At 65.0% G+C, this 13,317-nt stretch carries 12 protein-coding genes and 1 riboswitch; of the genes, 5 read left to right on the forward strand and 7 right to left on the reverse strand.

Annotation, left to right across the window (positions count from 1 at the left end; translation table 11 throughout):
- Window positions 1–30 precede the first annotated feature (30 nt).
- From IE071_RS02885 to IE071_RS02900, 4 genes are all read left to right on the forward strand, one after another.
- On the forward strand, window positions 31–900 hold the full coding sequence (locus IE071_RS02885; protein ID WP_189439661.1) for an aldo/keto reductase family oxidoreductase: 870 nt from the start codon (window positions 31–33) through the stop codon (window positions 898–900).
- 152 nt (window positions 901–1,052) lie between these two features.
- A complete protein-coding gene (locus tag IE071_RS02890) occupies window positions 1,053–2,453 on the forward strand; it encodes an ATP-binding protein (RefSeq protein WP_189439662.1) in 1,401 nt (466 codons plus the stop codon).
- Between the two features lies 1 nt (window position 2,454).
- Window positions 2,455–3,120 (forward strand): response regulator, encoded by a 666-nt coding sequence (locus IE071_RS02895; RefSeq protein ID WP_189439663.1) that lies wholly within the window; start codon window positions 2,455–2,457, stop codon window positions 3,118–3,120.
- 82 nt (window positions 3,121–3,202) lie between these two features.
- Window positions 3,203–4,303 carry a S41 family peptidase gene (locus IE071_RS02900; RefSeq protein WP_189439664.1) on the forward strand — a complete coding sequence of 367 codons (1,101 nt, stop codon included), beginning with the start codon at window positions 3,203–3,205 and terminating at the stop codon, window positions 4,301–4,303.
- Between the two features lie 130 nt (window positions 4,304–4,433).
- Here the strand turns inward: IE071_RS02900 and IE071_RS02905 are convergent, their stop codons facing one another.
- The 7 genes from IE071_RS02905 to IE071_RS02935 form a co-directional block, all read right to left on the reverse strand.
- A complete protein-coding gene (locus IE071_RS02905; protein ID WP_229792713.1) occupies window positions 4,434–4,976 on the reverse strand; it encodes a PAS domain-containing protein in 543 nt (180 codons plus the stop codon).
- Between the two features lie 168 nt (window positions 4,977–5,144).
- Window positions 5,145–6,077, reverse strand: coding sequence for an alpha/beta hydrolase (locus tag IE071_RS02910; RefSeq protein WP_189439666.1), 933 nt, complete (start codon window positions 6,075–6,077; stop codon window positions 5,145–5,147).
- A 140-nt stretch (window positions 6,078–6,217) separates the two neighbouring features.
- On the reverse strand, window positions 6,218–7,345 hold the full coding sequence (locus IE071_RS02915) for a flavin-containing monooxygenase (protein WP_189439667.1): 1,128 nt from the start codon (window positions 7,343–7,345) through the stop codon (window positions 6,218–6,220).
- Between the two features lie 59 nt (window positions 7,346–7,404).
- Window positions 7,405–8,064 carry a DUF4124 domain-containing protein gene (locus tag IE071_RS02920; RefSeq protein ID WP_229792714.1) on the reverse strand — a complete coding sequence of 220 codons (660 nt, stop codon included), beginning with the start codon at window positions 8,062–8,064 and terminating at the stop codon, window positions 7,405–7,407.
- Window positions 8,065–8,137: 73 nt separating this feature from the next.
- Entirely contained in the window at window positions 8,138–8,719 is a 582-nt protein-coding gene (gene pnuC / locus IE071_RS02925) for a nicotinamide riboside transporter PnuC (protein ID WP_189439668.1), read from the reverse strand.
- Window positions 8,719–10,932, reverse strand: coding sequence for a TonB-dependent siderophore receptor (locus tag IE071_RS02930; RefSeq protein ID WP_189439669.1), 2,214 nt, complete (start codon window positions 10,930–10,932; stop codon window positions 8,719–8,721). The genes pnuC and IE071_RS02930 overlap by 1 nt, the downstream gene beginning before the upstream one ends.
- 57 nt (window positions 10,933–10,989) lie before the next feature.
- Window positions 10,990–11,086: riboswitch (TPP riboswitch) on the reverse strand.
- 21 nt (window positions 11,087–11,107) lie between these two features.
- The gene (locus IE071_RS02935) at window positions 11,108–12,244 is read right to left on the reverse strand and encodes a phosphotransferase enzyme family protein (RefSeq protein WP_189439670.1); all 1,137 of its coding nucleotides are present in this window, start codon (window positions 12,242–12,244) and stop codon (window positions 11,108–11,110) included.
- Window positions 12,245–12,380: 136 nt separating this feature from the next.
- Between IE071_RS02935 and IE071_RS02940 the strand changes: the two genes are divergently transcribed.
- Entirely contained in the window at window positions 12,381–13,274 is an 894-nt protein-coding gene (locus IE071_RS02940; RefSeq protein ID WP_189439671.1) for an AEC family transporter, read from the forward strand.
- Window positions 13,275–13,317 lie beyond the last annotated feature (43 nt).

A 13,317-nucleotide genomic window follows, 5' to 3' on the forward strand; every position in this document is an offset into this window, starting at 1 on the left:
CCCATGATCGATAGCCCCCAGGAGCAAGACATGAGCCACCTCAAGCAAGCCGGCACGTTCCCGCTCGGCGACCGCACCGTCAACCGCATGGGCTACGGCGCCATGCAGCTCGCCGGCCCCGGCGTTTTCGGGCCACCCAGGGACCATGCTGCCGCGTTGGCGGTGTTGCGCGCGGCGCTGGAAGCCGGCGTCAATCACATCGACACCAGCGACTTCTACGGTCCGCATGTCACCAACAAGATCATCCGCGAGGCGCTGCACCCGTATGCGGACGATCTGGTAATCGTCACCAAGGTTGGTGCGCTGCGTGGTGACGATGCCTCGTGGAATCCGGCACAGAGTCCGGCGCAACTGGAGCAGGCCGTGCACGACAACCTGCGCAATCTCGGACTCGACGTGCTGGATGCGGTCAACCTGCGCATCATGGGCAACGTGCACGCGCCGTCCGAAGGATCGATCGAGCCGCAGTTCAGCACACTGGCCAGGTTGCAACAGCAGGGTTTGATCCGCCACTTGGGTCTGAGCAACGTCACTGCCACGCAAGTGGCCGAAGCCCAGCGCATTGCCCCCGTGGTCTGCGTGCAGAACCAGTTCAATCTGGCTCATCGCGAAGACGATGCCTTCGTCAATGCACTCGTCACGCAAGGCATCGCCTACGTGCCGTTCTTCCCGCTCGGCGGCTTCAGTCCGCTGCAATCGCAGACGCTCTCCGACGTGGCTGCGCGTCTCGGCGTCACGCCGATGCAGGTCGCGCTGGCGTGGCTGCTCGCCCGTGCACCCAATATCCTGCTGATTCCCGGTACGTCGTCACTGGGTCATCTGCGCGAGAACCTGGCAGCGGCGGAGTTGACGCTTGGCGAGGACGTGATGGCCGAGCTGGACGGCATCGGCAGGGGCTGATGGCTTGGGGTGCCATCGAACGGAGGGCAGACCAGCTGGAGCCTGCGGAGCTGCAAGGACTGGGGTAGCGGTCAGCCATACCGCCCGCTCCACCTTGCTACCACTCCTGATCTCCACTAGCTTGCGCCGACTGGCATCGCGGGATCACGCGCTTGAGAGTTTCCATCGGCAAACGCCTGTTCTTCGCGGTGCTGCTGTCGATCATGGCGGTGGCGGGCATTGGCGTGGAGCTGGTGCGCTGGAAGTTGTCCGACCATGCTTCGCAGGCGGCCGTTAGCAGCGACATGGATCGCCTCGGCGGCTTGGTCGACGCGTTGTCCACCCAGTATCGGCAACATCACGACTGGTCGTTTCTGCCTGCATCATCGGATCAACGGAAGCGCTGGTTGCGCGATGAGCTGGCGCGCGTGCAGCTCGCTCAGAAACCCGGCGCCCCGCCGTTGTCGTCGAACCTGGCTTATCGCATCGGGTTGCTGGATGACAACGGGCATTACCTGGCCGGTGCGATCGCGAACCGGATCATGGTGGTGGTGGCGTCGATAGATCGGGTCCAGCGCCCCATCGTCGTCGACGGCAAGGTCGTCGGTTATCTCGTCGTCGCCAAGTCGCAGAATTCCGACGACGAGCTGGCGATCGCCTTTCTGATCGAGCAGCAGAGAAACCTGGCGATCCTCGCGGCGATCGGCGTGTTGCTGAGTGTGCTGGCAGCCGGTTTGCTGGCAGCGCATTTCCGCAAGCCGGTGAAGCAACTGGTCGACGGTGCGCGCCGGCTGGGGCAGGGGCAGTTCGCTACGCGGCTGTCGATACGCCGCAGCGACGAACTGGGCGAGCTGGCTGACACCTTCAATCAGGTCGCGGCGCGGCTCGACGATACGGAGCGCTGGCGCCAGCAGTGGGTGGCCGACACCTCGCACGAATTGCGCACACCACTGTCCGTGCTGCGTGCGCAGATGGAGGCGCTGCAGGACGGTATCCGCACGGCCACGCCCGATACCATCGCGCTGATGCTGCGGCAGGTGCAGTCGCTGACCAAGCTGGTCGACGAACTGTACGAGCTGGCGCGCGCGGACCTGGGTCAACGGCAGTACGACAAGGCGTCCACCGATGCATGGCTGCTGGTGCAGGACGTGTTCGCGGGCTTCGCCGAGAAGTTTCGCGTCGCGGGGTTGGTCGCTTCGATCGGTACGCTGCCATCGCGCACGGTGGTTCTGGGCGATGCCGAGCGGCTGCGCCAGGTCGTCGGCAACTTGCTGGAGAACAGCGTGCGCTACACCGATGCCGGCGGTCGCATCATGGTCAGCGGCGTGGTGGTCGGCCATGAGTTGCACATCGCGATTGACGACTCGACGCCAGCGGTTCCGGTGGACCTGCTCGATCGCCTGGGCGAACGCTTCTTCCGCGTCGAATCCTCGCGCAACCGGCAACTCGGCGGCACGGGCCTGGGGCTGGCACTGAGCCGGCACATTATCGAGGCGCACGACGGCCGGCTCGTGTTCGCCGAGTCGCCGCTGGGCGGCCTGCGCGCCATCCTCGTGTTGCCGCTGGAAAGCTGAGATGAGCGCAAGCATCCTCATCGTCGAAGACGAAGCCGACCTGTCTTCGGTGATGGCCGACTACGTGACCGCCGCGGGCTACACGGCACGGGTGATCGCCGATGGTCGCGCAGCACTCGCCAGCGTGCAGTGCGCCGCACCTGATCTGATCGTGCTGGACATCATGCTGCCGAGCCTCGATGGCCTGGCGCTGTGCAAGGCAGTGCGGGAATTTTCCGAGGTGCCGATCATCATGGTCACCGCGCGCGTGCAGGAAATCGACCGGCTGTTGGGTCTGGAAAACGGTGCCGACGACTATCTGTGCAAGCCGTTCAGCCCGCGTGAACTGGTCGCGCGCATCAAGGCCATCCTGCGTCGTGCGCGCAAGCCTGACGACAACGCACGGCAGGTCGAGATCGACGAGGCCGCGCGCAGCGTGCGCATCTACGCGCAACTTCTGGACCTCACGCCGACGGAATACAGCCTGCTCGCTGCGATGGCGAAGCGTCCGGGCACGATCTTTTCGCGGGCGCAACTGCTGGATCTGGCCAGCCGCGACAACCTGAATGTCGCCGACCGCGCGATCGACAGCCACATCAAGAATCTGCGCCGTAAACTCACCGCAGTGCTGCCTGATGCCGAGGTCATCCATTCCGTCTACGGGCTTGGCTACCGGTTCGAGCTGTAAGGCATCCCCACAATGTCTCCACATTTCCTTGTGACGCTGGGTTCATCGGCTACCGATGAAAACCCCAACGAGGAGTGTGCAGATGGATACCAAACGAAAGACCAGGACGGCACGCATCGCCATGCTGGCCGGTGCTGGTGTGCTGGGTGCGGCAGGATTTGCGCTGTTCGGCATGCCCAGCCATGCCCAGTCCGGGCCGCCTCAGAAAGACATGGCCGTGGACAAGGCCACCCGCAGCGAAGTGATCGACGGCATCGTTACCAATCTCGACCGTGCCTATGTTTTTCCGGACAAGGCTGCGGTGATGGGAAAGAATCTGCGCGCTCAATTGCAGCATGGTGATTTCGATTCCGTGATCAGCGCCGAGAAATTCGCCGATACGCTTACCAAGGCGCTGCAGCGCGACAACCACGACCAGCACCTGGTGGTGCGCTATTTCGAAGACGCGATCCCGCTGAAGTCGGAGCAGGGCGACTCGCCCGTCGACAAGGCAGCGGAGCTGGCCGAGGAACGCCGCTTCAATTTCGGCTTCAGCGGTGTCGACCGGCTCAAGGGTGATATCGGCTACATCGACCTGCATCAGTTCAGCCGTCCCGAAGGTGCCGCGCCACGGATCGCTGCGGCAATGGCACTGCTCGCCGATACCAAGGCATTGGTCATTGACCTGCGCCACTGTGACGGCGGCGATCCGGAATCGGTGATGCTGTTTGCCAGTTACCTGTACGACAAGCCCACCCACCTCAACGACGTCTACTGGCGTGATGAGAACCGCACCGAACAACGCTGGACGCAGGCCAGCGTCCAAGGTACGAGATACGGCGAGGCACGCAAGCTCTACCTGCTGACCAGCGGCGACACATTTTCCGGCTGCGAGGACTTCGCCTATGCGCTGAAGAACAACCAGCGTGCCACCGTCGTCGGCGAGACCACCGGCGGTGGCGCCCATGCAGGCAGCCCGCATCGGCTGGATGCGCACTTCATGATGTTTGTGCCATCGGGTCGGCCGATTAACCCGATCACCCATACCGATTGGGAAGGCGTGGGCGTAGTTCCGGACGTAAAGACCTCGGCAAAGAACGCGCTCGATGTCGCACAGCTCGCCATCCTCAAGCAGCTGGTTGCTGCCGAGACGGATCCGGTTTGGCAGCAGAAGTTGAAGGACCGCATCCGCGAGCTGGAGTGACGTCGGATATCAGGGTGTTGGCGTGCAGTACTGAAAACAAGAAGGCCGCCTGCGATGGCGGCCTTCTCTTGTTTCCAATCATCCGGTTTCCGGAGAGGGGTTCATTTCATCCGGATGCCATGGCTTTCGTTCAGTGCCCAGGCTTCGGTGCGGGACTGGGTGCGCTGCTAGCGGTGTTTTGAATCGGTGGGGGTGGTGTGCGCGGATAGTTGGGGTTATTCCACGTCGGATATTCGCGTTGAGTATCGAAGTGGGGATGTGGCTGGCGGTTGTTGAGGTCGTCCCTGTTCGCCAGCGCCAGCCGATAGCCGTCGACGTGCACCCAAAACCACGATCCGTTCGGAACCGGCGAACTGGATACGTAGACAAATCGGGCGAGGTAATCGCCTTCCGGCCGGGGCGAAGCCTGCACGGCGAGATTGATGACGAACTGGCTGCTGACGGGCCGTCCGTGCTCGGTGGCGGGCTTGGAGATCATTTCGTCCAGGCTCTGCCGCAACAGCCGGTTGACCTTCGGCGAGAGTTCGGCGGACGGCGAGACTTCGGTGACCTTGCCCTTGGCATCCACGTGCACAAGCACCGGCATGACGCCCGGCCGGAACTCGTTGAGTGAGCCGGAAGACGCCACCGCGGCACTTGCGCCGACGGTCAGTACGCCTGCGAACATCATCATGGAAAGCCGTTTCATAAATCCTCCGTGGATCACGAATCAGTGCTGCCAGGGAAGCTGCCTACCAGCAGACATACGCCCGTATGCCTACTGTTCTCCCAAACGCACGACCGGTCAATCAGGATGACGTGACGACAGGCGCCGGGCGCTCTTTCAGCACGGCTCCCGGCGTTATTTTGGCAGCGCCGCCAGCCACGCCAACACCGCATGCGACAGCTCGATGCGCTGGTCGGAATAGGCGTGGTCGGTGGGCAGGTGCACGCTGGTTACGTGGGTATCGCCGGCGTTGCGAAGGCCGGCCGCGAACGATTCGGCCGGCTTCGCCAGGCCATCGTCCGAGGTGACGATCAGCGCCGTACGGTTTTTCAGCGCGTCGACCTTCGAGCTGAATGTCCACGTCGCCGCGTGATCGGCGAGTTCGCGCGCCAGCCCGTCAGGCGTGCATCCGTTCAGCGGGGCCATGCCTTCGTTGGCCAGGCCCGCGCTCATCTTGTGCAAGGCGTCCGGTTTCGGGCCGCTGGCCAGCATCTGCTGCATCGCGCCGCCCATGTCGGCGGCCGAGATGAGGGCGAAGGCCTTGATGGCGGGATCGGCGGCGGCGCCCTGGACGGTCATGAAGCCGCCCATGCTGTGTCCGATCAGCACGATGCGGGTCGGGTCCAGCCGCAGCTTTTTGGCAACGTCCGGCTGGCGCAGGTAGGCCAGTGCGGCGGCGGTGTCTTCGATGCCGTGCGAGAACGAGAAGTCGCCCGGCGTGCCCCACGAACCGCGGTAGTTGAAATAGAGCACGTCCCAGCCGGCGCGGCGCATGTCCTGCGCCAGATCCAGGTTACGCTCGTTGCCCGGAAAGCCGTGCAGCAGGATCACCGCCGGATGCGGACCCGCGCCCGCCGCGACGTAGACCAGCGCGTTCATCAGCGCGCCATGACTGGGAATCTGCATCGTCTCCATCGAGGCACGATTGCTGCCATTCGGTGCGGACAGCAGCGCCGTCGTGGCTGCGTGGCTGCGGGCTGCCTGCAGTCCGCCTGCGTAGCACGGGATGGAGGCCAGACAGGCAGAAAGGCAGGCCGCCAGGAACAGGGGTTTCGAATAGTTGTTCACGTGTTCTCCAACTTCAGCGTGTTGTGCGGACGAGGAGTGCGGAGGCCGGTTGCCTGATCACATGACTATAACTTTTCCTGCGGGTGCCGGATCGCCGGCATCGGGCATTGAATTAGCCATGCCCGTTCAAGTGTCGAACCTCAGTGCGCCAGATGGATGGCGGCAAGCTGTGCAATGCGCTTCGCTTCGATGCCGATCTCGCGCAGTTGCCCGGTGGGCGAGGCGATCAGGCCGCAGAAGAACAGCCCAGGTTCGGCTGTGGTGCGCCCCGTCGCGACCGGCATGCCATGGTCGGCGAAGACACCGCGGGAATCGGGCAGCAGCTTGCGCAAGTCGGGGCGAAAGCCGGTCGCGAGAATGACGTCATCGAACGGTTCCGCCGGCGTCTCGGCAAACACCACGCCATCGGCGGTGAATCGTTCGATGCCGCCGCGCAGCTTGATCGCGCCGTCCCTGATCCGAGCCAGCGTGCCGACATCGAGCAGCGGTACGCGGTGATCCTCCTCGATCATCCGGCGTGGTCCCTTGCGTGCGATCTTCAAACCGAGATTCCGGACCGGACCGACTGCAAGACGGATCGCCGGTGCATTGATGAAATCGGCCACCCGCGCGGGCAAGCGTGCCTGGGCGATCGCCCAGGTCAGGATCGGCAGGCCGAGCAGTTCACGCGGCAAGATCTGCACCGGGCCACGCACCGCCAGCGTCACGTCGACGCCGGCTTCCGCCAGGTCGAGCGCAATCTCGCCGCCCGAATTGCCGAAGCCCACGACGAGTACGCGTTTGCCTGCATAGGCCGCCGGATTGCGATATTCGCTGCTGTGAATGACGGCGCCTTGATACGCATTCGAGCCTGGCCAGCTCGGACGGTGGGGAAAGTCGGCCCAGCCGGTCGCGATCACCACGACGGGCGCTGTGAACTGTTGCTGCGCCGTCTCCACGCGCCAGCCCGCGCCGTCACGGCGGACGGTTTGCACCGCGCTGTTGAAGATCGGGTGCAAGCCGAACTGCATCGCGTAGCTTTCAAGGTAGTCGACCACCTGCGCGCGCGACGGATACCTTGGGTACGTCCGTGGCATGGTCATGCCAGGCAAGCCGGAGTGCCCCCGATCGGTGTGCAGATGCAGCCGGTCGTAGTGGCGCCGCCAGACCGGAGCGACCGCGTCGGCCTTCTCCAGAATCACCGCCTGGAGGTTGAGCTCGCGCATGCTCGCGGCGCAGGCGAGACCGGCAGGACCTGCGCCGACAATGATGGCGTCTGCTTCAAGCATGGGTTCCCCCGTTCCCGGCTATCAACCCGGTAGCGGTCGCGTCGGCGCATATGCCGTCTTCAACACTGCACCTGACCGCCAGCAATCTGCTTGCATGGGTGGAACACGGGCTCTTTCGACGGTGGTGGGCGATGCGGGCCATGATCGCGATCATGGTCGTGATCTTGATCACGGTCGTGGTCGCGATGGCCGTTCCAGTACGGCGCGACACCCCAGTAGGCCGGCGGAGCATTGTAGGCCGGCTGGGCCAGTTGATCGCGGTATGCGTCGTTCTGCTGGCGCAGCGCATCGTTTTCGGCGCGCAGCCGGTCGCGGTTGGCGGCATCGTCAGCCAGTGCCTGCTGCCGTGCTGCCGCGTCGCGCTGTTGCGCGGCGATCGCCTCGTCGGCCTGGCGCTGGGCCTTGTCTGCTATCGCTTGTTGATAAGCGGCGAGGCGCTGCTGGTAGAGCGCTTCGATATGGTGTGAATCGGCGTAGTTCTTCGCCTTCGCGTCCTGACCCAGGCGCAGGTACTGGTCGATGATTTCGCTGTCGTCGGCCTGATGGATCAGCTCGCCCTTGCCATCGCGGCAGGGATGATCGGTGTATTCGAGCTGCCCGGTCCGCGTCGTGCATTTGTAGATGTTCTGCGCAACGGCAGCCGGCGCCATGACCAACAGCATGATGGCGACAGACAGGACCCGCTTTCTGGCAACGGAGGCTTTCATCGTGGCGGCCATTTTGCACCGGCCGCGGCGAGGTTGCGTAATGAAAATGTCGAGACCGGGGGGACGGAGGTTTGCCGGGCTGGACTCAGGTGGTTTCGAAACCGGCGTGAGCCTGCCGACTGGCCTGCTGCCAGCTGCGCAAGCCGATCATCGCCAGCACGATAAACCCGGCATATAGCACCGAGGTGATCATCAGCGACTTGTAGACGTACTCGCCGATGTAGATCACGTCGACCACGATCCACAGCCACCACGCGGCGACATGCCGACGGCCCTGCCACCACTGGGCGACCAGGCTGAAGGCCGTCAGCGCGGCATCGAGCCAGGGCAGGGCGGCGTCGGTCCAGCGGTGCATGGCGAAGCCGAGCACGAGCGCACCAACGGCGCCCAGGAGCAGATGCGTGACGGCCTGCGTCGCGGGCAATGGCGCGATCTGCACCAGGCCGTCGTCGCCCAGGTTCTGCAGCCAGCGTACCCAGCCATAGACGATCAAGCCGCCGAACGCGACCTGCAGCAGGGCGTCCGAATAGAGCTTCGCATCGACGAAGATCCACGCGTAGAGTGTCACTGACAGCAGGCCGATCGGCCAACACCACGGCTTGCGCCGAGCGGTGAGCCACACGGCCCACGCGCTGATCAAGGCACCGATGAGTTCGATCCAGGACATCAGAAGTCGAACGTCACGGAGAGTCGCGCCAGTCGCGGCGAACCCGGGAACAGGTAGCTGTCGCCGCCGGAGGTGCCGGTGTCGCGCCAGTAGAAATGGTTGAACACGTTGTCGACGTTCAGGCGCAGGGTCAGCGCATGGCCATTCCATTGCGTGATGTAACGCAGGCCGGCGTCGAACACGTGATAGGCCGGCACTCGGGTGAGGCCATTCGGCGTGGCCACGTTGCTGCTGGCGTAGCGCCAGCCGCCGAGCAGGCTGAGATCGGCGGCGAACGGCAGGCGGTAATCCAGATACAAAGCCGTGCGCAGGCGCGGCACATTGACGACCTGATGGCCTTCGTAGTCCGGCGTGCCGGTGTTCTGCGCGCGCGCCTGGATCAGGTTGAGGCTGGCGGTGAGGCGCAGCTTGTCGGTCACTCGTCCGGCGGCGTTGAATTCGAGTCCGCTGTGCACTTCGTCGCCGTGCTGCACGAAGGTGAAACCTTCAGCGGTGTGGTCCGGCTGGGCGAACTGGTACGGCTGGCGGATGCGATACAGCGCGGCCTGCAGGCTCAGCGCGTCGCTCCAGGCGTACTTCACGCCGGCCTCGGTCTGGCGCGACAGCAGCGGTGCCAGCGTGGCGCTGCCGTTGGAGGTCCAGTACGGCGCCTCGTTGCCCAGCGACAGGCTTTCGCTGTAGCTGAGGTAGGTGGTCAGCTGCGTGGTGGGCTGCCACAGCACGGCGGCCTGCGGCAGGAATTTGCTCAGGCGGGTGTCGCGTTCGGGGGCGCCGCTGTCGTCGTACGCCCGCTCGTGCAGGCGCACGAAGCGGCCGCCGGCCAGCAGCTGCCATTGCGGGGCCAGATGCACGCGATCGAGGGCGAACACCGAATGCTGCCAGCTGGTCAGCCGGCGTGCCGATGCTCCGGGCTGGTTCGGTGACGGTGCGAAGTAGGGCGGATCGACTTCGTCGATATTGGCGGTGCCTACGTAGTCGTAGACGTAGGGCCGACGGTCGATGCTGCGGCGGAACGCGCTGGTGCCAAGGCTGACTTCGTGGCTGAGCGTGCCGGTGTCGAACGAACCCTTCAGCACGACGCGGGCCTCGTCGTTGACGCGGGTGTCGTCGGGGCTGCGGTAGTCGTAGACGTCGTAGTCGCCGTTCGGCGCGAAAAAGTAGCCCGGCGTGACACCGCTGGCGCAGGCTGGCGAGTAGAAGCAGCCGTAGGCGAACGCGACGTTGTCGTCGATCACGACATGGCTGTGGCCGGCCGACAGTTGCGTGCTCCAGTTGTCGCTGAAGCGGTAGTTGAAGCGCAGCGTGCTGTTGCTGGCGTCGATGCCGACCGGTCGCTGCCACGGTTCGAAGCCGAGCATGCGGGTGCGGCTGGGATGCGCCGGAATCATGCTGCCGCCGAGCAACTGGTAGCCGGAGACCGAGCGCTGTCCACTGGTCTGGTAATCGGTGTCCAGCTGCAGCGTGGCGTTCGAGCTGATCTTCCAGTCGGCGGCCAGCGAGAAGAATGTGCGGCGACCATCGGCGTGCTGCACGTAAGAGTTCATGTCCTCGTGGGCGGCGTTCACGCGCACGCCGAAGGTGGGCGTCAGCCAGCCGCCGACATCCATCGCGACGTAACGCGAGCCGTGCGAGTCGGTGCCGACGGTGGCGCTGTGCACATCGGCCGGACGCTTGCTGACGTAGTTGATCAACCCGCCCGGCGCGACCACGCCCGCTTCGAGACCGCCGAGGCCCTTGAGGATTTCCACGCGTTCCTTGTCTTCCAGCGGCTGCAATTGCTCGCCGACCAGGCTCATCTCGTTGAAGCGGAAGCCGGTGGCCGGATCCAGCGCGTAGCCACGGATCGCGATGTCCTGGTAGTAGCCGACCGGCGCGTAGCTGTCGCCCAGCGCGGCATCACCGCGCGCCAGTTCGCTGAGCGTTCGTGGCTGGCGGTCGTCGATCTGGTCACGGGTGATCACCGTGATTGCGGCCGGCGTGTCCTGCAGCGGCGCGTTGCCGAAGCTGCCGAAGGTGTCCATCTGCGCGTCGTCGGCGTGGTAGCCACGCGGGCTGTTGGCCTTGACGTGCACCGGCGCCAGCGGCGTGGCCTGCGGTTTGGTCGTGGTGCTGTCGTCGCCGGCGTGGGCGAGCGCCATCACCGACATCAGCGCAAGGATCAGGGGCGTGCGGGCAAAGGAAATGCGGAGAGCTGAAATATGGAATGAGGCCATCGTCATCGTCTTCTGGGGAACGGACGAAGCGACGGCGATCCGGACGTCCGAATGGACGCGCCGAATCAGCAAGCTCCCTACGCCGGTACAAACCGGATCAGGTTCCAAGGGACTCTCTCAGCCCGGCAAACGCCGGGCACCCCCGCTTCAAGAACGCCTATTGAACCACGGATTGTCAGGCGCCGTCGCGGATGACTTGCAACAAGGCCTGTCCGGGTGGCGTGCTAAACCAGGCCGCGTGGCCACGCAGGAAAGTGTCGTAGGCCACGTCGGCGTTGGAACGCGAGCGGGTGATGGCGTGGAAATACTCGACCTCGGACAGCGCGAAATCCACGTGCACCAGCGGCAGCAGGTCGGCCAATAGCCGGGTGTCGGCGGCACTCAGCGGGCGCTGCTGGCGATAGCCTTCGATCAGCGCGCGTGCGATGTCCGTGTGCGCGGCGGCGAAGCCAGTGTCCAGTGCCAGCCATGCAATCGCGTTGCGTTCGATCGCGGTGGCCAGATCGAACAGCGCGCCGTTGGCGGCGGCGAGACCGAAGTCGAGTACGGCGTCGATGCGCGCGTTTGCGCTGCTGTCGCTCCAGCACAGGTTGGAGACGTGCCAGTCGCCATGTGTCCATAACCGTGGCTGTTGTGCCAGTCGCGCTTGCGCGGCAGCGTGCCAGGGAGCGAGTAGGTCGGCGAGATCGGTCGGCCAGTCACGGCCTTGCAGATAATCGGCCAGGCCGGGCCGCGCGGGCAGCTGCGCCTGCAGCGTGGCGATCGGATCGGGTGAGCAGATCAACTCGCTGCGCGCGACCAGGATGTGGGTGTTGCGCTGGGGTGCCTCGTAACCCTCGGCCGCATTATGCAGGGCGGCCAGCATGCGGCCGGCGCTGCACGCGTGCTCGCGGTTCGGCAACGGCGACCACGAGATCGCCTCGCGGTACAAGTCGACGCCGGTGGCGCGTTCGTGCACCTCGTAAGTCCAGTCGCCGATCGCGACCGCGGTTTGCCCGTGCGTGTCACTCAGCACCGCCGGTATCGGCAGACCGTTGCCGCGCAGGTGCGCAATCAAACGGTGCTCCTCGCTGAGCGTGGCAACCGAACGCACGCTGTGGTGATGGCGTTTGATGAAGACGGTCGCGCGGCTCGTCTCGACCAGGCACGCGGCCGACAGCGGACGCGGGCTGTGCCAGTCGATGCGTGTCGGGGTGCCAAGTGCGGGATAGCCGCGCAGCAGCGTATCGATCTCAAGCGCAGTCAACGGTGGCCAGTCCGGCGGCGTGTTGTCGCCGGCCAGTCCGTGCGCAAGATGAGTGGGGTCGTTCATGGACAGGCAGTGTGCTTTCGCTGACGGCAAGCGCCGGATTATCGCCGATAAGGATGCGCTGCCCGCTTCCGGACATGTGCGGCATCGCGTTTAATGGGCGCATCTCCCCGAAATGTACCGCTGCCAGATGAGTGCGATGTTGCTGCTGTTTGTCTGCCTGATCCTCGGCACCGTGGTGGCGCGGTTTGCGAAACCGCCGGCGGGCATCGTGCCGGGCATCAACTGGTGGGTGCTCAATGTGGCGCTGCCGGCGCTGGTGCTGGAACTGATCCCGAAGGTGAAGTTCGATCCGCAGCTGTGGTTTCCGGTGGCGGCGATGTGGCTCACCTTCGGCGGGGCGTGGCTGCTGTTCGGCCTGCTTGGGCCGCGGCTGGGCTGGTCGCGGCAGCGCACCGGTGCGCTGATCCTGGTCTGCGGGCTGGGCAATACCGCGTACATGGGCTATCCGCTGATCGAGGCGTTGCATGGCAAGCCGGGTCTGGCGCTGGCGGTGGTGGCCGACCAGATCGGTGCGTTTCCGGTGCTGGCATCGGCCGGCATCGTGGTGGCCTCGATCTATTCCGGGCGCACGCCGCAGCCAGGGCTGATCGCCCGGCGCATCGTCACGTTTCCCGCCTTTGTCGCGCTGGTGATCGGCATCGTCGTGGGTCTGTTCGGCGGCTGGCCGGCATTGCTTGATGGTGTGTTTACACCGATCGGCGCCACGCTGACGCCGCTGGCGCTGTTTTCGGTCGGGCTGCAGTTCAAGTTCCATCCGGGTCAGCGGCAACTGGGTGCGGCCAGCTGGGGTCTGGGCTGGAAGCTGCTGCTGGCGCCGCTGTTGTGCTGGGTGCTGGGCGTGGCCACCGGTGTGGGCGGACTGGTGCTTACGGTTGGCGTGCTGCAGGCGGCGATGGCGCCGATGGTGTCGGCGGCGATCCTGGCCGACGAGTACGAGCTGGAGCCGACCCTGGCGAACACCGTGCTGGGCGCCGGCATCGTGCTGTCGCTGATCACCATACCGCTGGGCAATCTGCTGCTCGGGCGCTGACATGGCAGCTTGCGCCCGGCATCGGCTGCACCGAGACTAGTAA

It is taken from the genome of Rhodanobacter panaciterrae (genome assembly GCF_014651895.1).
GTDB lineage: Bacteria > Pseudomonadota > Gammaproteobacteria > Xanthomonadales > Rhodanobacteraceae > Rhodanobacter > Rhodanobacter panaciterrae.

Excerpts from the sequence above, each read along its gene's own strand:
- IE071_RS02885 (WP_189439661.1), top strand. The coding sequence starts at position 31 with ATGAGCCACCTCAAGCAAGCCGGCACGTTCCCGCTCGGCGACCGCACC.
- IE071_RS02895 (WP_189439663.1), top strand. The coding sequence starts at position 2,455 with ATGAGCGCAAGCATCCTCATCGTCGAAGACGAAGCCGACCTGTCTTCG.
- IE071_RS02900 (WP_189439664.1), top strand. The coding sequence starts at position 3,203 with ATGGATACCAAACGAAAGACCAGGACGGCACGCATCGCCATGCTGGCC.
- IE071_RS02905 (WP_229792713.1), bottom strand. The coding sequence starts at position 4,976 with ATGATGATGTTCGCAGGCGTACTGACCGTCGGCGCAAGTGCCGCGGTG.
- IE071_RS02915 (WP_189439667.1), bottom strand. The coding sequence starts at position 7,345 with ATGCTTGAAGCAGACGCCATCATTGTCGGCGCAGGTCCTGCCGGTCTC.
- IE071_RS02920 (WP_229792714.1), bottom strand. The coding sequence starts at position 8,064 with ATGGCCGCCACGATGAAAGCCTCCGTTGCCAGAAAGCGGGTCCTGTCT.
- pnuC (WP_189439668.1), bottom strand. The coding sequence starts at position 8,719 with ATGTCCTGGATCGAACTCATCGGTGCCTTGATCAGCGCGTGGGCCGTG.
- IE071_RS02930 (WP_189439669.1), bottom strand. The coding sequence starts at position 10,932 with ATGGCCTCATTCCATATTTCAGCTCTCCGCATTTCCTTTGCCCGCACG.
- IE071_RS02935 (WP_189439670.1), bottom strand. The coding sequence starts at position 12,244 with ATGAACGACCCCACTCATCTTGCGCACGGACTGGCCGGCGACAACACG.
- IE071_RS02940 (WP_189439671.1), top strand. The coding sequence starts at position 12,381 with ATGTTGCTGCTGTTTGTCTGCCTGATCCTCGGCACCGTGGTGGCGCGG.